This window comes from Olleya sp. KKT75 (assembly GCF_055635485.1).
Genome location: NZ_CM145759.1, coordinates 2641711 through 2666937, shown reverse-complemented (window position 1 = coordinate 2666937; position 25227 = coordinate 2641711). Strand labels below are relative to the sequence as shown.

Annotated in this window: 9 protein-coding genes; 4 read left to right on the top strand and 5 right to left on the bottom strand. The window is 32.2% G+C overall.

The features are described from left to right. Positions 1-35 precede the first annotated feature (35 nt). The 5 genes from ACZ2G2_RS11920 to ACZ2G2_RS11900 all read right to left on the bottom strand — a co-directional run bounded on the left by ACZ2G2_RS11920 (position 36) and on the right by ACZ2G2_RS11900 (position 12630). Complete coding sequence (locus tag ACZ2G2_RS11920) at positions 36-815, bottom strand: PAS domain-containing protein (protein ID WP_470392299.1); 780 nt, start codon at positions 813-815, stop codon at positions 36-38. Continuing rightward, positions 802-1218 (bottom strand): DUF7793 family protein, encoded by a 417-nt coding sequence (locus tag ACZ2G2_RS11915; RefSeq protein WP_090838847.1) that lies wholly within the window; start codon positions 1216-1218, stop codon positions 802-804. Before ACZ2G2_RS11915 ends, ACZ2G2_RS11920 begins: the two co-directional genes overlap by 14 nt. 1 nt (position 1219) lies before the next feature. Continuing rightward, complete coding sequence (locus ACZ2G2_RS11910; protein WP_470392296.1) at positions 1220-1633, bottom strand: hypothetical protein; 414 nt, start codon at positions 1631-1633, stop codon at positions 1220-1222. Between the two features lie 184 nt (positions 1634-1817). Further along, positions 1818-8372 (bottom strand): PAS domain S-box protein, encoded by a 6555-nt coding sequence (locus ACZ2G2_RS11905; protein WP_470392295.1) that lies wholly within the window; start codon positions 8370-8372, stop codon positions 1818-1820. 1 nt (position 8373) lies between these two features. Further along, on the bottom strand, positions 8374-12630 hold the full coding sequence (locus tag ACZ2G2_RS11900; protein WP_470392293.1) for a PAS domain S-box protein: 4257 nt from the start codon (positions 12628-12630) through the stop codon (positions 8374-8376). A 500-nt stretch (positions 12631-13130) separates the two neighbouring features. Between ACZ2G2_RS11900 and ACZ2G2_RS11895 the strand changes: the two genes are divergently transcribed. The 4 genes from ACZ2G2_RS11895 (at position 13131) to ACZ2G2_RS11880 (ending at position 25104) form a co-directional block, all read left to right on the top strand. Beyond that, positions 13131-14819 carry a tetratricopeptide repeat-containing sensor histidine kinase gene (locus tag ACZ2G2_RS11895; protein WP_470392292.1) on the top strand — a complete coding sequence of 563 codons (1689 nt, stop codon included), beginning with the start codon at positions 13131-13133 and terminating at the stop codon, positions 14817-14819. Continuing rightward, positions 14819-15538: a LytR/AlgR family response regulator transcription factor gene (locus ACZ2G2_RS11890; RefSeq protein ID WP_101202305.1), complete on the top strand. Its 720-nt coding sequence runs from the start codon at positions 14819-14821 to the stop codon at positions 15536-15538. The genes ACZ2G2_RS11895 and ACZ2G2_RS11890 overlap by 1 nt, the downstream gene beginning before the upstream one ends. A gap of 104 nt (positions 15539-15642) precedes the next feature. Then, positions 15643-16047, top strand: a complete 405-nt coding sequence (locus ACZ2G2_RS11885; protein ID WP_272023942.1) for a hypothetical protein — start codon at positions 15643-15645, stop codon at positions 16045-16047. Between the two features lie 6 nt (positions 16048-16053). Then, positions 16054-25104 (top strand): leucine-rich repeat domain-containing protein, encoded by a 9051-nt coding sequence (locus tag ACZ2G2_RS11880; RefSeq protein ID WP_470392290.1) that lies wholly within the window; start codon positions 16054-16056, stop codon positions 25102-25104. Positions 25105-25227 lie beyond the last annotated feature (123 nt).

Here is a 25227-nt window from a genome sequence, read left to right as displayed (position 1 = left end):
AAACAACTTAGTTCTAATGGATTAATTAGGACATTTTATTCTTCTTCAGAACATTCTATCATTATATTTTTTACTATTTCTTGAATGGTTATTGTGGCAGAAAACATACCTCCTAATTCATTAAAAATTGGAGCCACAGTTACTTTGTAAAAACGCTTTTTGCTTTTTCTATCAAATTTGTAGGTTTCAAACTGATTGATGTTTTTAGTAGAAAACGCAAAGTCTATATTTTTTTTAAAGAAATCAAATGTTGGTAGCTCTACATGATCATACAAATACGTACCTAATAATTCTGCTCTAGAAATACTACAAAAGCTTTTGTTTACATTTAAAATTTTACCGTGTTTTGTAATTATAAACACGTTGTATGGCAGGCTTTCTAAAAAGCTTTCAGTTTCTGTTTTAATCTCCAAAAGTTCGTCTTTTTGCTTATGCAACTTAGTTACATCATTATACAAGGCTAAATATTTAGTGTTTTTATCTATGTCATTTTCTATAGGAATAATTGTAGTGTCTAAATACACAATACTACCATCATGCAATGTTTCGCTTAAAATACCATTCCATTGTTGCCCCATTTTAATGGTCCTCCAAAGGGCTTTATAAACTGCTCCAGTGTGCAAACGCGATCTTAATAACTCATGAGTTTCTCCTATAACTCTAAAACTTCTACATTTTAAAACATCGCAGTATTTATCAGTCGCAAATTCTACACGCCCTAAAGCATCTGTAATTGTGATAATAGAATTATCATTAATTAGCGATATAACTTCATCGTTTAAATTATGTGGTAAAAAATATTTAACAGCTTCCATGAAATTCGTTTTTAGTTTCTAAACAATATTGCTCTGCCAATCCCAAATCAGAAAAAACATGATAGGGTGTAATGGGATCGTAAAGTCTTTTATAAGATGCTATTAATAGTTTGGTGCCTATAGAGTTGACAATAAATGCTTGGGAGATTCTTAACTTTTCTAGTATAGGAGATTTTGCAATAAAACTAGCTGCTTCCGTGGAGAACGTCCCGCGAAAACCTCTAAGGTCTATAATAAAAGGCATTGGTTTTCCGTCACATAATTTAACCATGACGTCTATGTACTTTTTTGCAGTATTTAAATCTAGATTATGAAAGGCATCATCATCACTAAATTGAAAAAACACAGATTTATTATATTCTTTCCAAAACTTGGCGTGTCCTATTGTTATAATATTTGACATATTAATTTAGGGAGTTATAAGTTCTGGTATCATTAATACAAAACTTAACTGCAGATTTAGAATTTTTAAAAATTAAATCAGGAGCTCCTGGGTTACAGAAAAAGCTTTGTACGTTTAAGCTAATTTGAGAAGGTAAAGAGTGTACTAAAAAAGTTTTAGAAAGTACTAAAGATTTAATTAACGTATTATTAGACAAAAATTTAAAAACCTTAATAGCGTTTGTGAAGCTAAGATCCTCCATATCAAATAAGATAGGCATGTGCACATCTCCTGATAGTTTAAATATCTGATTTAAAAATATATTCTCTAAATCGTCTATTTCTTTTGTTCCATCAAAATTGTTAAATATCTTGCAATGGATAATCTCCTTATCCACCCAAAATTTAAAATTATTTACTAGCCTTTCGTTCTCCATAACTATTTATTTGAAAAACATAATCCAATAGGGATGCCACAAATAAAAATGGAACAAAAAAAAATCACAAAACGCTGATTTTAAGTGATTTATGATTTTTTTACTTTTTTTTAATAAAATTATAAGCGTCGGTATACCGTTAAATTTTTAACTAAAAATACAAAAGTCACGGTATACCGTTATTTTAATCTGGCTTTTTAATACCTAATTTATTCATCTTATCACGTAAGGTACTAGGTTTTAGTCCTAACACACCAGAAGCACCCTTTGCACCACTAATTTTCCATTGGCTTTCTTCTAAGACTTGAAGTATATGATTACGCATAACAGTATCCATAGTAAGATCCACAGTGTTAATACGTTGCTTTGTTTTTTGGTTTGTAGTTTCAAAACCAGGAATACTTAAAGTATCACTGTTAGACAGTATTGATGCTCTTTCAATTAGGTTTTCAAGTTCCCTTATATTTCCTGGCCAATTGTAAGCTCTTAACTTACTCATAGCCTCATCCGGAATAAACTTTATATTCTTTTCGTAAGCTTTATTAAATTTATCTACAAAATGCTCTACCAATAAAGGTATATCATCCTTACGTTTACGTAAAGGAGGTACATCTATTGGAAAGACATTAAGCCTAAAGTATAAATCTTCTCTAAATTGTTTTTTCTGAATCTCTTCTACCAAATTTCTGTTAGTTGCTGCAATAACTCTAGCATCAATCTTTTTGGATACAGCGCCACCAACGACTTCAATTTCTCCTTCTTGCAAGAATCTTAGAATTTTTGGTTGCATATCTAAAGGCAACTCACCTATTTCGTCTAGAAATAAAGTTCCACCATCTGCTAATTCAAATTTTCCTACTTTATCGCTAAACGCGCCTGTAAAAGACCCTTTTTTGTGACCAAAAAGCTCACTTTCTATCAACTCTCTTGGTATAGCAGAACAATTGACTTTAATTAATGGTTTCTTATTTCTTGTACTTGTATTATGTATTGCTCTTGCTAACAACTCTTTACCCGTACCAGACTCTCCTTGTAGTAAAACAGTCGCTTTGGTTGGTGCTACTTTTTCAATTTCGTTTAAAACATTACTAAACTCTACACTACCATATACCATTTCTTCATAGTTAAATACTAAATCTAACTCGTTTCTTAAGTATACATTTTCTTGTTCTAATTGATTACGTAAAGTAGTCAACTCCTTGTTAGCTTCTACTAATTGTATATTAGCTTTTGCTATTCTACTTTCCGCTATAGTGCGTTCTTTACTTTCTACAAGTAATGACACTATACTTGCTATAGATGTTGCAAAGCTTTCATCTTCATTTGAAAAAACCCTTTTTGGCATTGTACTTTCAAAGCTAATAATACCATAATTATCATGCCTTCCATAAATAACCACATCAATTCTTGAGGATATATTGTACGGTATAAAAAACTCATCAGAAAACGATTTTGTTATCGGATCGTTAACAACATCCGAAATATTAATACTGTTTTTGTTTTCAAATACACTAAAGTAATGCGGGAAATTAACTTGCTTTATTGTTAGTTGTTCTTTCTGAAACTCTTGATTAAGTCCATTATAAAAAAGTTTGCTTAGCAATTCTGTTTTTCCTTTTTTATACTTCCAAATAGTTACTAAATCTACATCCAATGCCTTAGCTGATGTTTCTGCTATTTTTTGCAACGACAAGTCAAAGTCTTCTCCAATAAGACTTGCCAGTTGTATAATAATATTTTTTCGTTGATCAGATCTTATTATATTTTCTTTTAAAATATTTTCTGCTTTTACCCTTAAAGAAATATCTGTTATGGTGGTGAAATACGCTTCGACCTCTCCGTCTTTATTTTTAATTACTGAGTCTGAAAACGAAGCCGGAAAACGTTCGCCATTCTTACGCATTAAAATAAATCTTTTATTAGACCCAAAACTTTCTATTGGGTTATTAAAAGCATTATATATATTCTCATACTCTTCTGGTGGCCAATATGGAAAAGGCGCTTTAATACCTAGTAATTCGTCTTCAGTAAATCCAGTCATATTACACAAAGCTGAATTTACTTTTATATGCACACCGTCAAGATCCACAACAGATAACCCATCATGAAGTGACGTAATTAACTCTTCAGAAAATTCTTTTTCTAATTTCAGATTACTTTCCGCCACTTTACGCTCTGTACTTTCTAAAATTAAAGAAACAATACTAGCTATAGATGTCGCAAATTCTTGATCTTCTGGTGCCCATTTTTTTAATGGTAATCCAACATTTTCAAAACAGATTACACCATAATACCCATTAGCACTATTAATAAAAACATCCATAATTGATGTAACATTATTAGGCATTAAATAGTCCTTATTCATTGATTTTGTGATGGCGTCCTTTTGCGCATCAGACACCAATATAGCGTGGTTTTTAGATAATGTTTTAAAATACTTAGGATTATCTTTATAAGACATTGAGCATCCTGATTGATAACTATTACTTGCTAATGTATACACTTTTTGACAAGTCAACTGGTCCTTACCGTTATTAAAACTCCAAACACTAACTCTTTCTATATTTAAAGTTTTGGCTGATAATTCGGTTATTTTATTTAGTGATGTATTAAAGTCTTGACCAACTAGATTAGCTAATTGTAAAATGACTTCCTTTTTTTGCGTCGATTTTATTGCTATTTCCTTTAAAGTTTCTTTTAGTTTTTCGTCTTCAGACACGTCCTTTACAGAAGCAAATATGGCAATAACCTCATCATTATCATTTCTAATTAGACCCGCCAAAAATGATGCTATAAACTTACTTCCATTTTTTCTAACAAATTCTAATTGAAAGGACGGTGCTTTACCCTGTGCAATCAAATCCTTAATTTCCATCATCCTTTCGTAGTCCTTCTCTTGAGCAAAAGGATACGGTAATTCCATACCTATAAGCTCGTCATTAGAATACCCCAACATATTACAGTAAGACTCATTCACTCTAATAATAGTCCCCTCTAAATCAACCATAAGCAAGCCTTCTTGCATGGACATTACTAAGTTTTCTGTAAACTCGTTTACAATTTTTAATTCAATCTCTGCTTTTTTACGTTCGGTAATATCTTGAATCGTCCCTACAAAACTGACTGCAACACCATTGTCATATACGATTTCGCCTAGACCATGTATCCACTTTAATTCTTTATTATTTTTTGTATAAACCCTATATTCTAAATTAAATTTTTGCTTTAATAATTGACTTTGTATAACCGCTTCTTTAATTAAAACCCTGTCGTCTGGATGCACTATGGACTTCCACAATTCAAAATTAATTTCAGCATCATAATCAATCCCAAGTATATCATTAAAAGTATTAGAGGTTTCTCCTAATAATGTTTTTATAAATAATTTAAAACTTCCAGTTTTTGCTATTTTTTGTGCCTCTTGTAATGCTTTTGCGCTTTCTTGTATTTTAACTTCGGATAGCTTACGTTGGGTAACATCTTGCATGGTTCCTATTATTTTTACAGCTCTCCCCTCACTGTCATACACCAGCTCTCCAATACCATGCACCCATAGCTCTTGCTTGGTATCTAATCTTAATATCCTGTATTCTTTATTAAACTTTATATTGTTTTTTATACCCTCTTCAATATAAGTCAGCATTCCGTCTCTATCTTCCGGATGAATAAGACTCCCCCATCCCTCCATTGTGTTTGGGTGTTCTTTATGAATACCGAACAATCGTCCTAGAATGGCAGACCCTTTCCAAGTCATTGTATTTAAATCCACGGTGTACGACCCAATGTTTGCAACTATCTGAGACTGTCTTAAATTATACTCACTTTCTTGAAGTTTTAATTCTGACTGTTTACGACTTGTAATATCTTGTATTGTACCTATAAAATTAACCGGTTTATCATGGTTATAAATAACTTCGCCTAAACCATGAATCCATTTTAACTCCTTTTTATCTTTAGTCAGTATTCTATATTCTAAATCAAATTTATGATCACTTTTCTGACTATTAATTAAAGCCTCTTTAATTATTAATCGGTCTTCAGGATGCACTATAGATTGCCATAATTTAAAATCTACGGGCTTGTCATACGGTATACCAATAATATCATTAAACGTATTAGAGTTTTCTGAAACTAAATCTTTTAAATTAAGGTTAAAACTTCCAATTTTAGCTATTTTTTGTGCTAAACGTAATGACCTTTCACTTTCTTGGATTATAATTTCGGACTCTTTTCTACTTGTTATATCTTGGATGGTTCCTATTAATTTGATAGGTTTAGCTTCATTATCAAAAAGTAATTCACCGACACCCAGCACCCAAATATTTTTATTATCAATTGCTCTAACAACCCTATATTCTCTGCTAAACTTCTTGTTATTTTTAACACAATATTCAAAATAGTCTAACAGTTCTGCTCTTTCATCTAGATGGATTAAATCGCCCCAGCTTTGTACTGTTCTAACGTAAGACTTATCAATACCTAAAATTTTATCTAAAACATCAGAGCTTGTCCAAGTCATGGTATCCAGCTCTACAGCATAAGACCCAATGTTACCCACAATCTGTGACTGTCTTAAAATATACTCGCTTTCAAAAAGTTTTATTTCTGCTTTTTTACGGTCGTTAATATCTTGAGTGGTTCCAATTACTTTAAAGGGCACTCCTAAACTATCCAAGACTAATTCTCCAAAACCATGTACCCACACAATTTTATTATTGTCTTTTCTAATAATCCTGTATTCCTTATTAAAACGTTCCCCCTTGACTAATACATTATGCTCAAAGTGATTTAAAACTTCTTCTTTATCTTCAGGATGAATAATGTTTACCCAGTCATCAACAATTTTAATTTTTTGATTTTTAAAACCATAAATATCATCTAAGACTTTTGAGCATTTCCAGGTTTTAGAAACCATATCAAACGAAAAAGTCCCAATATTAGCAACCGCTTGTGATTGCCTTAAATTATATTCGCTTTCTTCAAGTTTTACCGCCGCCTTTTTACGCTCTGTAATATCTTGCGTAGTTCCAATTATTTTTACTGGATTTGTATTACTATCAAAAAGCAACTCACCAATAGCATGTACCCAGATTTCTTGTTCAGTATTGATTTTTATTGCCTTGTATTCTATATTTATTTTTTTTCTATTATGAATACAGTAATCAAAATGTTCTAAAACTTCTTCTTTTTGTTCTGGATGAATGATTCTACACCAGCCATCTTTGTCTCTGATATAATGTTGATCAATTCCAAAAATATCATCTAAAACAGGAGAACTTCCCCATGAATCTGATTCTAAATCAATAGTAAAACTGCCTATATTAGCTACTATTTGAGACTGCCTAAGGTTATGCTCACTCTCTAAAAGTCTTATTTCTGCCTTTTTACGTTCTGTAATATCTCTGGCAATTGACAGAATTCTGTTTTCTTTTTCTCTTTTTGCTGAAACTTCAATATTAAGTATGGTCCCATCCTTACAAATTAGTTTTTTCTCAAAAATAACAGAGACACCAGACATTAGCCTATCATAGTGTTCAGTACTTTCTATAATGGGGCCAACAACAATATCTTTTAATTGTAATTTTGAAAACTCTTTTAGCGTGTAACCTAACTTTGTGTATGTTGCCTTATTAAAACTATGTATCTTACCATCAAACGAATACGTCAAAATAGCATCACTTGCATGATTGACAAGTGTTTTATACGACTCGTCTCTTTTCTTAATCTCGGCCATAATATTAAATTTTACAATGGCTATTTTGGCAAGATTAACTGCTGAATTTAACTCCTTAATATTACCTAAAGTAGGTGTTTTAATTGCACTACTATATATAGCAAAAGTCCCTAATACTTTGTTTTTTTCTGAAAGTATTGGAATAGACCAGCACGATTTTAAATTATACTTTAAAGCTAAATCCTTATAATCCACCCACAACGCATGTGTACTTATGTCCGCAACTATGATTGCCTTTTTTGTAAATGCAGCGGTCCCACAAGACCCAACTGATTTACCAATAGCTATACGCTTTATAGCCTTAGCATAAGCTTTAGGCAAACTTGGTCCTGATATAAAATTTAAATGAACTCCATCCTCTTCTAATAAACTTATAGACACATAAAGCTCTGGTCGACTTGCTTCATAATTATTAATGATGTGATTAAACACCTCTTTAATAGGCTTGTTGTTTGCTATTAGATCTAAAATAGCGTTTTCATTAATTAGTTTTAACTCAACTTTTTCGCGTTCAAAAATTTCTTTTTCTAAATCTTGATTTTTCTGTTCTAACTTACTAATTAAACGTTTACTGTATAATTTTAATACTTCTTGCTCTGTAAACTCTTCTTTAATTTTTGGTTTTTCCGCAGTGCTATCCGTTTCCAATAATGTTTGGATTAGGCCCAAAATCTTATCCGGGTCTGTTGGTTTTCTTAAAAAATGAGCAGCTCCAAGTTTCAGACCAAAATCTTCGTCTGTTTTCTCTGTATATGTAGAGGTGTAAAACACAAACGGAATGGCTTCAAAACGTTTGTCTTTTTTACAAGCTTGACAAAACATATAGCCATCCATAACTGGCATTAAAATATCAGAAACAATAAGGTCAACAGTATTATCTTCTAATTTATCAAGCGCTTCTTTACCGTCATTAGCTTCAATAACCGTGTACCCTTCTTTTTCTAATAACACCCTAAGAAGATATAGGTTTTCAAAAATATCATCTACTATTAATATTGTCTTCATATTATTTATTATTAGAATATGATAATGGTAATTTAAATGTGAAATTACTTCCTTTTCCTACTTCACTTTCCACCTCAATAGTTCCTCCAAGCTTATTAATTAAACTTTTACAAATAGAAAGCCCTAGCCCCGTACCCTCGTGTTGTTTGTTTTTATCTCCTTTTATTTGAACAAAAGGTCTAAACAGTTTACTAAGATCTTTATTATCTATACCAATACCTTGATCTATAATTTGTGTAACTAATAGTTTATCTTTCACTTCTACCTTTATTACAATTGTGCCTTGACTTGAAAATTTAATAGCGTTTGAAATCAAATTTAAAAGTATTTGTTCTACACGCCCTTCATCACTAACCAAAGTAATATCCATCTCGCTAATTTCTGTTCGAATATTAAGCCCTTTACTAGATATTTGAGGCGCTAAAAATGCTATTGTTTTGTCTAGAGAAACTAGATAATAAAAAGGACTAAATGACACTTTTAGTTTACCAGCTTCAATTTTAGAAATATCCAAAATATCATTAATCAAACTTAAAAGATGCTCTCCACTATTTTTAACCATTTTAATTTGCTTTTTCTGCTCATTATTTAATGGTCCTGCTATCTCTTTTAATAATAAACCTGTAAAACCAATTATGGAATTCATAGGTGTTCTTAACTCATGTGACATAGTTGCTAAAAAGGCCGATTTCATTAAATCTGCAGATTGAGCTTTGACTTTTTCTTTTTCTAATTCCTCAGTTCTTAACGCTACTAATTGTTCTAAATTATTCCTGTATTTTTCTAATTCAAATTCTGCCTTTTTTCGTTCAGAAATATCCACTAAAGTCCCTATGTAACCGTATAATTTATTATTAACATCATATAATCCACTTGTTTTAGCAGTAAGCCATAGTGTTTCTCCTTTTTTATTTAATAACTTAAAATCTGAAATTAAATCTTTTCCTTGACTAATTGCTAGCTTCCATTCTTTAGCCACCCTATTTTGATCATCTGGGTGTATTGCATTTACCCAACCCGAACCTAAAGACTCATTAAAAGTTAATCCAGAATATTTTATCCATTCTTCATTAACATAATTACATAGCCCTTCTTTATCCGATTGATAAATTGCGACAGGCGCATTAGATGATAACCGTTTAAATAATTGCTCACTATTTATTAATTTTTCTTCAGCCTCTTTACGCTCTGTCACGTCCTGTATCAAAGATAAAACAGTATCTACTTTTCCATCTGAAGATTGTAAAACAGAATTATACCATTGACAATAAATAACCTTTCCTGCTTTTGTATTATTACGGTTAATTATTGTGTTGCTTTTTACCTTACCACTTCTTAACTCGTTAGAAATACTCTCCGTTTTAGGTATATCTTCTTCAAAAACCAAATTTAAATCAATCAATTGTTTTCCTAAAGCTTCAGATGCTTTCCAACCAAAGATATTTTCGGCTTGTGCAGACCAGCTAGATACTATAAAATCTTTATCCCATTCTACTATCGCCAATGGAGAGTTATTTAAGTGTGTTGTCAAGCGTTGGTGCGCCATCCTAATTTCTTCGTCTGCTTTTTTAATTTCAGTAAGATCTCTTATTACCCCAATTATAAATTTATCACCATTACTATCAATAAATCGGGTTTTTTTACTAGAAAGAATTTTAACATTATTATTTAAACTAATAGTTTCTTCTGAAATGCTCTCCACACCGGTTAACAACACTTCTCTATCACTCTTCAAAATCTTTTCTTCTACTTGTGAAGAAAGATTATCCGTCATTTTCTTCCCAATAATGTCTACCCTAGGAAGATTAAAATTTAAACAAAAGGCATCGTTTACAAGTATAAATTGACTTTTATCATCCTTTACAAACACAGGATCCCCGATAGTATTAATAATATTATTTAAATATTTTTGACTACTAATAATTTGTTCTTCAGCTTCTTTACGTTCTGTTATATCAACTAGCATCCCAACATAACCATACAATTGATTATTTGTATCATACAAACCTGTAGTTTTTGCAGATAGATATGTTGACTTTCCTTTTTTATCAAGAAACCTATAATCTAATATAAACTCCTTTTTTGAGGCTACTGATTTTTCCCATTCTATCATTACGTAATCTCTATCGTCTGGATGTATTGCATTACACCATCCAGAATCTAGAGCTTCATTAAACGTTAACCCTGAATATTTCATCCATTCTTGATTAACATAATTGCAAGCACCATCTTGATCTGTTTGAAAAATAGCTACCGGAGCATTAGACGATAGACGCCTGAATAATTGTTCACTTTTTATTAGTTTATGTTCGGCTTCCTTTCTATCTGTAGTATCTAAAGCCATACCAATATAACCGTACAACTTATTTTGAGCATCATAAATCCCTACTGTTTTAACAGACACCCATGTGACTTTCTTGTTTTTATGAAGAAACCTAAATTCAGTTTCAATCTCATTATCTTCTGACAACATATATTTTTGCCATTCTACAAGAATCCTATCTTTATCATCGGGATGTATAGTATCTGCCCAACCATATCCCATAGCCTCCTCATAAGATAGTCCTGCGTATTCTGACCATCTTTTGTTTACATAACTACAAGCGCCCTCTGTATCCGTTTGAAATATTCCTGCAGGTGCCTTAGATGTTAAGCGTTTAAATAATTGCTCACTTTTAATTAATTTTTTCTCAGCTTCTTGGTTTTCAGATATATCTTTTGCTACAATACCCAAAGACAATGGTATATTAGTCTTTTCATCCTTAATTATAAACCCAGACATTTCTATTGGAAATAATTGTCCTGTTTTTAAATTTTTAAAGGTTGCTTTCCCATTCCATTCGCTTTTCCTATTAATTACTGTAGAATGCTCGTTTAATACTTTTTTACGTTTGTCGTCTGGAAAAACATGTGATATATTAAGAGGTAAATTGTCCTCTTGTTGCAACCCAATCATTTTTTTACCTTGTATGTTTAGGTAAATAGGTTTACCCTCTAAAGTTGCCAATCCAATAAAGTCATTACTAGTCTCAATTAGAGACAAAAGCATTTGATTATTAGCATCTACCTTTTTTTGTTCTGAAAGATCTCTTATGGTACCAATTATAAATTTATTGCCTTCTTTATCTATAAATCTAGTTTTTTTTGTAGAAATGATTCGTTTTTCTTTTCCTTCTAGCGTAAAACTTTCTTCAGATAAATCCTCAACACCTGTTTCTAGTACTTTTTTATCAACTTCAATAAATTTTTCCCAATCAGCCGATGATAATCCTTCTGGTATTGATCGATCCAAAAGTTGGCTTCTAGAACGATTAAACATTTTGCAAAATGCATTATTAACGATAATCATCTGGCTCTTGTCATTTTTTACAACAACAGGGTCTCCGATATTATTAATTATGTTTTCTAAATTTTGTTCACTTTTATCTAATAATGCTTCTGCATTTTTTAGAGCAGTGATATCATTAAAATAAATGGATATTCCGTCTGGAGATGGGTATATTTTATTTTCAAACCATTGGTCATATGGCGCATAATAGTCGTTAAAATAAACCGTTTCTTGAGTTTCAAAAGCTTTATGATAAGCCTTGTAAAAAGATTGCCCAACACCTTCAGGAAACTCAGTCCAAATATGTTTTCCTATTAAAGATTCTGGTTTCCTTCCTAAAAGATCTGCTGCTTTTTTATTAATATAAGTATAACACCAATTAGAATCTAGAGATACAAACCCGTCTGAAATATTATTTAAAGTATCATTTAACTTCCTGATAGTCCTTTTTTCGACTAACAAATCCAGATATTTTTTTCTGTAATTTAAAACAGAAAAAATTTCGTTATTGTTATTAGTTGTATTCTTAATTTTTTGAGCAATCTCCTCTTCTGAATCTTGAATAAACCCGATATAAGCGATTACTTTTTCATGAGCATCTAATATACTAGCAAAAAAAACAGAAACGGAAAATCTAACCCCATTTTTATGCATATAAACTACCTGAAATTCTCGCTTTACATAACCACTAGATTGTTTTTCAAATAACGCTTTATAATCCTTTCTATATTCTGGAGGCCAAAATGGAAATGGTAAATCAGCGTTAAGCAATTCCGTTTTATCAAAACCTGTAATTTGACTTAGCGCCGTGTTTACAAGAAGTATTTTTCCCTCAGTATTTGTTATTAGTAAACCATCCTGTAAGGACTCTATATAACTATCCGAAAAGCCATATAATTCTTGTAATTCTTTAATTAATATTTTTTCCAACTTACCCATAAAAATATATAGTTACTGCCCCTACATTGTCTTATAATATTTTTAATTATATCCAACAATTGTATATTTTATAAAAAACAAACGGTTTGATTGGAAAAAGATAATTCAATAAAATCAAAAAAGCGAATTAAATCTAAACATTACGATTAAAAACAACTTAGCCATAAACGTTAGAGCATATCGCCCTCCATTAACCTAAAAGAAAGCTGTTTCCTACAATAATAAATTAGTGAAAATTGAGCAAAAAAAACAATAAATAAATAAATAAATAATACAAAATGGCATTTACCTAATTTTTGATAAAACACAAAAATATTTGTATTTGATTTAAGCTTGTTATAAAAATAGTTTAGATCACAGCTTAACAATATACTGTTTTTACTTATTTGTAGCGCCTTTAGTTTTTAGATAAAAGAAGAACACTCTGACAGACTTATTGTATAAAGATTATATTCGTAAATAATAAACGTGACACTAGCTTATTATAATAAATGAAACAAACCAACCTTATATTACTAATAGCAACATTTTTGATTTTTATTAATTGCGAAAAAAAACCGTCGCAAAGCCATAAAACGGATGAAGCATTTGTACTATTTATAAATGCCGAAACCTACGCTAAATCTGTAAAAAGAATAGATAGTATTGCTAAAAATGACATTCTATCAAATCACAACACAGGACTTTTATACTACGAAAAAGGGAAAGCACTTGGTCATTTAGAAAAAGATATTGAAGCGATTGCAAGCTTTAAAAAAGCGTTAGTTTCATTTATTAAAGAAGACAATAAGATTTTTATCGCAAAAACCAATATGCTTATTGGAGATTCCGAAGCTTTTCTTTCTAGAAACGACAATGCCTTAATTCATATTGAAAAAGCATTAAACATTTTTAGGACTATTAGTGACAAAACAGGAGAAGCAAAAGCACTTAATTCCTTAGGGCATATTGCTTTTCAGAATAACAATTTAAAGCAATCTATAACCTATGTAAAACAAGCTGCAACTATCCAATTACAAACCAATAACAAGGAAGAGTTGTCTGCATCTTATAACAATATTGGTTTTATATTAGAACAATCAGACAGTTTAAAAATGGCTAAAGAGTACTACCAAAAAGCCATTGATATAAACAAAGACGTTAATCGTTTAAACTCAAGTCCACTACGTAATTTAGGTTATGTGTTTTTTATGGAAAAACATTACAAACAATGCGATTCTTTATATTTAAAGGCTTTAAAAATTGAAGAAGAAGCAGGAAGATTATCACTTCAAAAAGAAATATATGGTGTTTTATTAGAAAGCGCAATTAAAAATGAAAATTTTAAAAATTCGACAAAATATATTACAAAAAAAGACTCCGTTAATGACTTATTAACCAAAGCTGAAAATGTTGAAAAAATAAAACTAATAAAAGACCAATATAATCTTATTACTAAAGAAAAAGAGCTGAGTCAAGAGAAAAATAGTAATACTAAAAACAAAGTCATCTTTGCTATTTTACTGGGTTTATTATTGTTTTTAGTACTGTATATATTTCAAAAAAACAAAAACAGTAAATTAAAATTAAAACAAGAAAAACTCCTCTTAGAACAAAAGGTATTACAAACTCAAATGAACCCGCATTTTATTTTTAATGCGTTAACTGCTATTCAAAAAACCATTTTTGATAACGACCCTATAAAATCGGCATCTTACCTGTCCAAATTTGCTAAATTAATTAGACAAAATTTTGAGTTTGTTAGCAAGAAGGAGATTCATTTATCAGAAGATTTAGATGCCCTAAAAAACTATATAGAAACACAACAATTAAGGTTTGAAAACAAATTTGATTTCAACATAACTATTGATAATAATATTGATGCTTCTTATATTAAAATACCACCAATGTTATTACAACCATTTGTTGAAAACGCAATAGAACACGGTTTAAAACCGAAATCTGAGAAAGGGCTTTTAGAGATAAAAATCACCAAAGAAAACGACTTATTGTGCTTTAAAATTAAAGATAATGGTGTTGGATTAAGCAAATCGCTTAAAGCAACAGATAGAGAGCACGCTATAGACATCTTTAAAAAACGCTTACATTTAAGGAAATTAGACGAAAGCAAATTATTTTCCATCCATTCAAATAAAAACAGTCCAGGTACAACAGTCACGTTTTATTTAAATTTAATTTAATGTTTAAAGTAGCTATAATAGACGACGAAAAAAATGTGAGAATAGTAATTAAAAAATTACTAAACATCTTGTATTCTAATTGCGAGATTGTCGCAGAAATAGCATCTATAAAAGAGGCCAAACGCCTACTTCCACAAGTAAATCCCGATATTGTACTTCTGGATATTGAGTTGGAAGATGGTAATGCTTTTTCCTTACTAAAACAGTTACCTCAATTAGATTTTAAACTTATTTTTATTACCGCTTTTAATGCATATGCTATAAAGGCTTTTAAATTTAATGCATTAGATTATTTATTAAAACCTATTGATCCTTCAGAGCTACAACATGCGATTGACAAAGCACAAAAACACGTGTCAAATGCTAAAGAACTAAAGCTATTAATAGACAATATTGAAGAAGACAAAACGTCTCAAATTGTAATTAAAACCACCAATAAAATTCATTTTATCAACCTAATTGATATTTTGTATTGTCAAGCCGAAGGTGCCTACGCAAACATTATAACAAAAAAAGAATCTATTTTGGCGTCCAAAAATTTAAAGCATTTTGAAGACCTACTTTCAAGCCATGGTTTTATAAGACCTCATCAGTCCTATTTAGTTAACCAATTAGAAATAGATTTTATAAAAAACAACGCCTTAGTTTTAAAAAACAAAGTTGAAATCCCAATTTCTGTAAGGAAAAAAGCTGAAATTATTTTGTTGTTAGACTCCTAATTACAACGAATACAAAATTATTCGAGACGCTTATAAATTAACCTTTTGTTATTACTATTTACAATAGTATTTTTAATTAAAGTCGATTTATAACACGCTGAATAATGAACTTAATTTACTCTAAAAAAGAAAACCCAAAGCTCTATTTTACTATAGCTTTACTCCTCTTAGGGGTTTTCTTTACAGCTGCTTATGCTATAAACCAATACTTATGGCTTGTATTAGTGCCTATAACTTTTCTATTTACAAAAGGGCTTTATCTATTAAAACAAGAAGAAACACCTGTTTTAAAACTAGACAATGAGGGATTAACTTTATTAAAAGAAAACCAATCAAACACCTTATATATCTACCAAAATATAGTTGAAATTAAGATGAATTCTAACTGGTCTAATGGATTTATCAGAACAAAAAATAGTTCTAAAAAAATTCCTTTAGATTCAATAGGCATACCTATCACACAACAGAAAGAAATAGTCCAATTAATAAACAAGAAACTGGTTAAATAAGTTACAATGTATTCAACAAAAAAAATCAAACTTTATCTAACAATAGGTGCTTTGTTTATAAGTACAGTTTTATTTGCGCAAGTAACACCTGTAGAAAAAACAGCATTACAAGCCGTTTATAACGCACTAGATGGGCCAAATTGGAATAGTCAAAATGATGCAGATACTTCCGACGATTGGGATTTTACACAACCTGTAACTAGTGCGTGGTATGGAATTAGCGTTATTGGAACAAATATAGTAGAACTTCAACTTAGTCATTTTAACGACCAAAACAATTTATCAGGAGTAATACCTCCAGAAATTGGTGATTTTCCAGCTTTAACTAATCTAGAAATTGAATATGCAGATTTATCAGGAACAACAATTCCATTAGAAATAGGAAATTTAACAGCACTTGAAGTTTTAGAGTTAGGCTACAACAGTTTAGATGGACCATTACCTTCAACATTAGGAAACCTAACTAGTTTAAAACAACTAATTATTGATCACAATTCAACTTTAACAGGTACTATTCCAATAGAAATTGGTAACCTGTTGGATTTAGAAAGATTAAGTTTTAGTGACAATAATTTGTCTGGAGATATTCCATCAGAAATAACACAACTAACCAAATTGATATCCTTAGGATTGGATAGAAATCAATTTATTGGGCAAATTCCTACAGCTATAGGAAATCTAATTAAGTTAGAATATCTAACATTATGGGATAATCCTACACTAACCGGACCTTTACCAACTAGTATTGGCAACCTTGTTAGATTAATTAGCCTAGACATAAGTGATACTGCTGTTAATGGAAGTATACCTAACACAGTTTCTGGTATGATAGCCTTACAAAGGTTTCAAATGAGTAACTGTCAATTGTCTGGTAATATTCCTGGAGAGTTTGGAGTTTTACCAGTTTTAAGTTGGTTAAGACTTTATAATAATCAATTATCAGGCAACATCCCTCCTGGACTTGGTAATTCAAACTCCCTAAATAGAATAAACTTATTACAAAATCAATTATCTGGAAATATTCCAGCTGAGTTAGGAAATATACAAAGTTTAGAAGTCCTAAATTTAAGCGCTAATCAATTAACAGGTAACATTCCTGCTGAAATTGGAAATATTTCATCACTAGTAAGTTTAAATTTATATGATAATCAATTAACAGATTTACCTTGGCAATTATCAAATTTAAATAATTTAAGATTTGCAAATCTTGGTAACAACCAAATAAATGGTAGTATACCAATTGAATTTGGAAATTTTACTTCTCTTCAAAAATTAGAGATAAACAACAATCTGCTAACAGGTAATATCCCTTCAGAATTAGGAAATATTACAACCTTAAGAGAACTGCGTTTAGAAAACAACCAGCTAAATGGTACCATTCCTGCTTCTTTAGCAAGCCTTACTAATTTAGAAAGACTACGTATCAGTAACAATCAATTATCCGGAAGCATTCCTGACTTTACAACATTAAATTTATCAAGTTTATATATTAATAATAATCAATTTCAATTTGGAGATTTTGAAAATGAGTTTAACTCGTATGACACTAATATTACTTTTTTTGACGATAATCCTCAAGCCAAAGTAGACAACATAGAAACTAGAAACCTAAATACAGGCGACAATACCACAATAACAACAAACTGCAGTGGAACACAAAACAATTACAAATGGTTTAAAAATGGTACTACAGAAATCGTTGGTGAGACAAATGCAACTTTAATATTAAACAACTTACAACCTACAGATACAGGTATTTACCATTGTGAAATTACAAGTGATATAGTTACTGATTTAACCATTTTAAGAAATGAAGTTACTATTAGTGTTGCAAATCCGCCTTGTACAATACCACAATCTGAAATAGATGCATTACAAGCCATATTTACTTCTTTAGGTGGCGCCAATTGGACCAGTGAAACCGATGGTGTAGATCCAAATGATAATTGGGATTTTACTCAATGTCCAACTAATGATTGGTATGGTGTAGCTATAAGTAATATTAGCGGACAAGAACACGTAACCGAACTTAATCTTAGTAATTTTAATAGTCCAGGTCAAAACAATCTTTCAGGAACTATACCAAATGAAATTGGAGATTTTCCATTCCTAACCTTTTTGGAAATTGAATATGCAGATTTAGCAGGCACAACCATTCCAAATGGAATTGGAAACTTAACCAACTTATTAGAATTACATATAGGAAATAATGGCTTAGTTGGACCCCTACCAACAACAGTATCGGGATTAACATCTTTAACAGATTTTTATTTAGATAATAATGATATTACAGGTATTCCAATTGAGATTGGTCAAATGACTGCTTTAAAGAAAATAGACTTGAGAAGAAATGAGATTGTTATTATCCCAACAGAAATTGGTAATCTAGCAAATCTTACAAATTTAAATGTCAGTTTTAATTTATTAACAACAGTACCTACTACCATAAATAACTTAAGTACATTAACTTACTTAAATCTAAGTGAAAATGATAATTTAACCACTGTACCAGCTATTCCAAGCCTTACAAGCCTAGAATATTTGTTTCTTAACGATTGTGCTATTACGGGAGATTTACCATTAATAAACGCGCCTAATGCAATAAGAATAATAGATTTTTCGGATAATGATTATACAGGCGAAATCCCAATAGAATATGGATATTATAGTACTTTAGAAGAATTATTGGGTTATAATAACCCACAAATTGGAGGTGTTTTACCAACTACTTTTTCTGGTTTAAGTAGTATTGAACAAATAAGATTACAAAATACTGGCTTAAACGGAACTTTAATAGATGAATTATCTGGTCTTATTACATTAACACAATTAGATTTTAGAGATAATAATTTAACAGGTCAAGTGCCTAATACCTACGGGAACCTAATAAATCTTGATCGTTTTTATATTAGTAATAATAATTTAGATGGCGTAATTCCTGCTGCTATAGGAGACATTGATGCCTTACAATTTGTTTATTTTTTCAATAATAATTTTTCAGGAGTTTTACCAAATACATTTGATAATCATCCAAATTTGAATCGTTTTTTAGTTGGTAATAATGATTTTGAAGGTGATTTTCCAGATTTTTCTGGATCAACAAGTTTAACATGGTTAAGTTTTAATAGTTGCAACTATCAATTTGGTGATTTTGAAAATGAATTTAATTTTTACGATACTAGTATTTCTATTTTTGATGATAATCCTCAAGCCAAAGTAGACAATATAGAAACTAGAAACCTAAATACAGGCGACAATACCACAATAACAACGACCTGTAGTGGAACACAAAACAATTACAAATGGTTTAAAAATGGTACCACAGAAATTGTTGGTGAGACAAATGTAACTTTAATATTAAACAATCTACAAACTACAGATGCAGGAATTTACCATTGTGAAGTTACTAGTAATATAGTTACTGATTTAACCATTTTAAGAAATGAAGTTACTATTAATGTTACAAATCCGCCTTGTACAATACCACAATCTGAAATTAATGCACTATTAGCCTTATACTCAAGTACAAATGGCGCTAACTGGACTAGTGAAACAGATGGAGATACTACAAACGATTGGAATATTGCAAACCCAATAGAAGACTGGTTTGGGTTAACTATAGATTGTGCTAACAATACAGTTACTGAAATAAATCTAACACAATCCATAACAAATGGAAATAATCTAATTGGAGTAATTCCTCCTGAGATTCAAGATTTTATAAATTTAACGCTATTGAATTTAGGAAATAACAACATTTCTGGCACTATAATTCCTGAAATATATTCTTTAACTAATTTAGTCACTTTAGATTTAGAAGAAAACTTACTGTCTGGTACTATTTCTCCTCTAATTGCAAACCTGACTTTTTTAACCTATTTAGATTTAGAAGATAATGCAATAACTGGCACTTTAATTCCTGAAATTTATACACTAAATAGTTTATCAGTATTAAACTTAAGAGAAAATCAATTATCTGGTACTATTTCTCCTCAAATTCAAAATTTAACTAACTTAACTAATTTAAATTTATTTTCTAATCAACTTTCAGGAACAATTATTCCTGAAATTGGAAATCTTACTAATTTGGTTAGATTATACTTAGGTAGCAACCAACTAACTGGTAGTATTCCTCCAGAATTAGGAAATCTAACAAGCCTAAATTTATTATGGCTTAATAGTAATCAATTAACAGGAAGTGTACCAAATTCATTTCAAAATCTAACGTCACTAGCCCACTTCTATCTATTTAATAATAATCTTAGTGGAGCAATCCCAGACTTAACTGCGTCACCTTTATATTGGGTAGCAATACAGGGTAACGCATTTCAATTTGGAGACTTCGAAAATGAGTTTGCTGTTTATGATGCTATTTCAGTTGGTTTCTACGATTCGCCTCAAGCTAAAGTTGATGCAATTGAAACTCGAAACTTAAACCTAGGAAACAACACTACAATGGTTACCAATTGCAGTGGATCACAAAACAACTACCAATGGTATAAGAATAATACACCTTTAAATGATACTGGCACTTTTTCTGGAACACAAACAGCAACACTAACCTTAACTAATGTTCAATTTACTGATGCTGGAACGTATCACTGTGAAGTTACAAGCGATATTGTTACAGATTTAACTATAGAACGTAATGATATAACATTAAATGTAACGACTGCTTCTTATTCCATAAACTACATGTCTACTGTAAATGGTGCTATCGTTGGTGACGGCACAGACAACACTAATTATTTTGGACCAAATGATTATGGCGATTATGGAAATTGTGCTTCCGGAAATTGGAGATGGATACATGCTTTATGCTCAGATTGTTTAATTAATAATAAAGATGTTTCAGTAAAACAAAATAATGCAAATGGTTCTACTTGGTTTGCTGGAGGTGGTGCCTCAAGATACATGGTAATAGACTTATCTATGCCAAGAACTTTTAATGAATTAAGAGTTTTTCAAATGTTTAGTGATGGAAAAGTTACTAGTTTAAGAATGTATTCTCATTTAGACACTGCAACCGTACCATTTTATTCTGATGCTGGTTGGATACCTATTTTTACAGAAACTAGCATAGGTGCTGGAGCAATTACTGGAGACACTGTTAGTATGCCTACTATAATAAATTTCCCATACACAACTTCAAGGTTTTTATTAATTGAAGCAAAAAATGATGGATCATTAGGTAATGCGCCATTTACCGAAATAAGAGAATTAAAACTTTTTGATACTAATAGCGTAACACCTGCACCTATAGATGCAATAGAAACACCAGCTTTTACTCAAGTTGATGCAATATGTGAAGGCGAAGCTTTAAGCGCTTTACCGACAACCTCTAATAACGGAATTACAGGCACTTGGTCTCCAACTTTAAATACAACTGCAACAACAGAATATACTTTTACACCAGACTTAGGACAGTGTGCAGATACAGCAGTAATGACTATAACTGTAAATCCTGCCCCATCTGAACCAACAGGTTTAGCTTGCTGGGAAAGCAATACTTGGGACACAACTTCTTGTGCTTGGATAACTTCAGGAACGCAACCAACTGAACCAACTGGATTAGAATGTTGGGAAAGCAATACTTGGGATGCAACATCGTGCGCTTGGATTACTTCTGGTACACAACCAACAGAACCAACAGGTTTAACATGTTGGGAAAGTAACACTTGGGATACAACATCTTGCGCTTGGATTACTTCTGGTACACAACCAACAGAGCCAACAGGATTAGAATGCTGGGAAAGTAACACTTGGGATACAACATCTTGCGCTTGGATTACTTCTGGTACACAACCAACAGAGCCAACAGGATTAGAATGCTGGGAAAGTAATACTTGGGACGCAACATCATGTGCTTGGATTACTTCAGGAACACAACCAACTGAACCAACAGGATTAGAATGCTGGGAAAGCAATACTTGGGACGCAACATCTTGTACTTGGATAACCTCAGGAACACAACCAACTGAACCAACAGGATTGGAATGTTGGGAAACAAACTCTTGGGACGCAACTTCTTGTGCTTGGATTACTTCAGGAACACAACCAACTGAACCAACGGGATTAGAATGCTGGGAAACTAATACTTGGGACGCAACTTCTTGTGCTTGGATAACTTCAGGAACTCAACCAGTAGAACCAACAGGATTAGCATGTTGGGAAAGTAACACCTGGGATGCAACATCTTGCGCTTGGATTACTTCTGGAACACAACCAACTGAACCAACAGGATTAGCATGTTGGGAAACTAATACTTGGGACGCAACATCATGTGCTTGGATTACTTCTGGAACACAACCAACAGAACCTACGGGATTAGCATGTTGGGAAACTAATACTTGGGACGCAACATCTTGTACTTGGATAACCTCAGGAACACAACCAACTGAACCAACAGGATTGGAATGTTGGGAAACAAACTCTTGGGACGCAACTTCTTGTGCTTGGATTACTTCAGGAACACAACCAACTGAACCAACGGGATTAGAATGCTGGGAAACTAATACTTGGGACGCAACTTCTTGTGCTTGGATAACTTCAGGAACTCAACCAGTAGAACCAACAGGATTAGCATGTTGGGAAAGTAACACCTGGGATGCAACATCTTGCGCTTGGATTACTTCTGGAACACAACCAACTGAACCAACAGGATTAGCATGTTGGGAAACTAATACTTGGGACGCAACATCATGTGCTTGGATTACTTCTGGAACACAACCAACAGAACCTACGGGATTAGCATGTTGGGAAACTAATACTTGGGACGCAACTTCTTGTGCTTGGATCACTTCTGGAACGCAACCAAATGAACCAACGGGTTTAGCATGTTGGGAAAGTAACACTTGGGACGCAACATCATGTGATTGGATTACTTCAGGAACACAACCAACAGAACCAACTGGTTTAGAATGCTGGGAAAGTAATACTTGGGATGCAACTTCTTGTACTTGGGTTACTTCAGGAACACAACCAACACAACCAACAGGATTAGCATGTTGGGAAAGTAACACCTGGGATGCAACATCTTGCGCTTGGATTACTTCTGGAACACAACCAACTGAACCAACAGGATTAGCATGTTGGGAAACTAATACTTGGGACGCAACATCATGTGCTTGGATTACTTCTGGAACACAACCAACAGAACCTACGGGATTAGCATGTTGGGAAACTAATACTTGGGACGCAACTTCTTGTGCTTGGATCACTTCTGGAACGCAACCAAATGAACCAACGGGTTTAGCATGTTGGGAAAGTAACACTTGGGATGTAGCTTCTTGTACTTGGATAACCTCAGGAACACAACCAACTGAACCAACAGGATTAGCATGCTGGGAAACTAATACTTGGGACGCAACTTCTTGTGCTTGGATAACTTCTGGAACGCAACCAAATGAAGCAACTGGTTTAGAATGCTGGGAAAATAACACTTGGGACGCAACATCTTGTGCTTGGATAACCTCAGGAACACAACCAACTGAACCAACAGGATTAGAGTGTTGGGAAAGTAACACTTGGGACGCAATATCTTGCGCTTGGATAACTTCTGGAACGCAACCAACAGAACCAACGGGATTAGCATGTTGGGAAAGTAACACTTGGGATGCAACTTCTTGTGCTTGGATAACCTCAGGAACACAACCAACAGAACCAACTGGTTTAGAATGCTGGGAAAGTAATACTTGGGATGCAACTTCTTGTACTTGGGTTACTTCAGGAACACAACCAACACAACCAACAGGATTAGCATGTTGGGAAACTAATACTTGGGATGCAACTTCTTGTACTTGGATTACTTCAGGAACACAACCAACACAACCAACAGGATTAGCATGTTGGGAAACTAATACTTGGGATGCAACTTCTTGTACTTGGATTACTTCAGGAACACAACCAAATGAACCAACTGGTTTAGAATGCTGGGAAAGTAACACTTGGGACGCAACATCTTGTGCTTGGATAACCTCAGGAACACAACCAACAGAACCAACGGGATTAGAATGCTGGGAAAGTAATACTTGGGATGTAACTTCTTGTACTTGGATAACTTCTGGAACACAACCAAATGAACCAACTGGTTTAGAATGCTGGGAAAGTAACACTTGGGACGCAACATCTTGTGCTTGGATTACTTCAGGAACACAACCAGTAGAACCAACTGGATTGGAATGTTGGGAAAGTAACACTTGGGACGCAACTTCTTGTACTTGGACAACCTCAGGAACACAACCAACTGAACCAACAGGATTAGCATGTTGGGAAAGTAACACTTGGGACGCAACATCATGTGCTTGGATTACTTCTGGAACACAACCAACAGAACCAACGGGATTAGCATGTTGGGAAAGTAACACTTGGGATGCAACTTCTTGTGCTTGGATAACCTCAGGAACACAGCCAACTGAACCAACGGGATTAGCATGTTGGGAAACTAATACTTGGGACGCAACATCTTGTGCTTGGATTACTTCTGGAACACAACCAACCGAACCAACAGGATTAGCATGCTGGGAAATAACTACATTTAATTATTCAACATGTGATTGGGAAATAACAGGAACACATCCAGATTTTAATTTAACTGAATCAAATTTAGAAATTGATATTCAAAATTTAACGATTGAAATGGATGTTACAACTATTGAATACAACTACTCAATTGATGGCATTAATTATCAAACAGATAATACGTATTCTAATTTAGCAGCTGGTAACTATACTCTTTATGTATCAGATGAAAACAATTGTGTAGAAAAAACGATCGCTTTTGAAATAATCATCACTCGTTTTAAAGCTCCTAAATATTTTACACCAAACAATGATGACTATAATGATTACTGGCAAGTTCTTGATGTTGACAACACAATAAAACAAATTCAAATATTTGATAGATATGGAAAATTAATTAAACAAATAGATCCTAATTCTGTAGGTTGGGATGGCACTTTTAACGACAAACCTTTACCAACAAATGATTATTGGTACCTGATAGATTTACATACAGGAAATACAATACGTGGCCATTTTACATTAAAACGAGGCTAATAAATTATTTCGATTTGCAAAGATCAGTAGTTACTCTCTTAATTAAGAAATAAGATTTTTTTTAGCACAAAAGAACTATTTAAAAAAAACATTTTAGTAACCTACCCTATAAATCTATTTTGT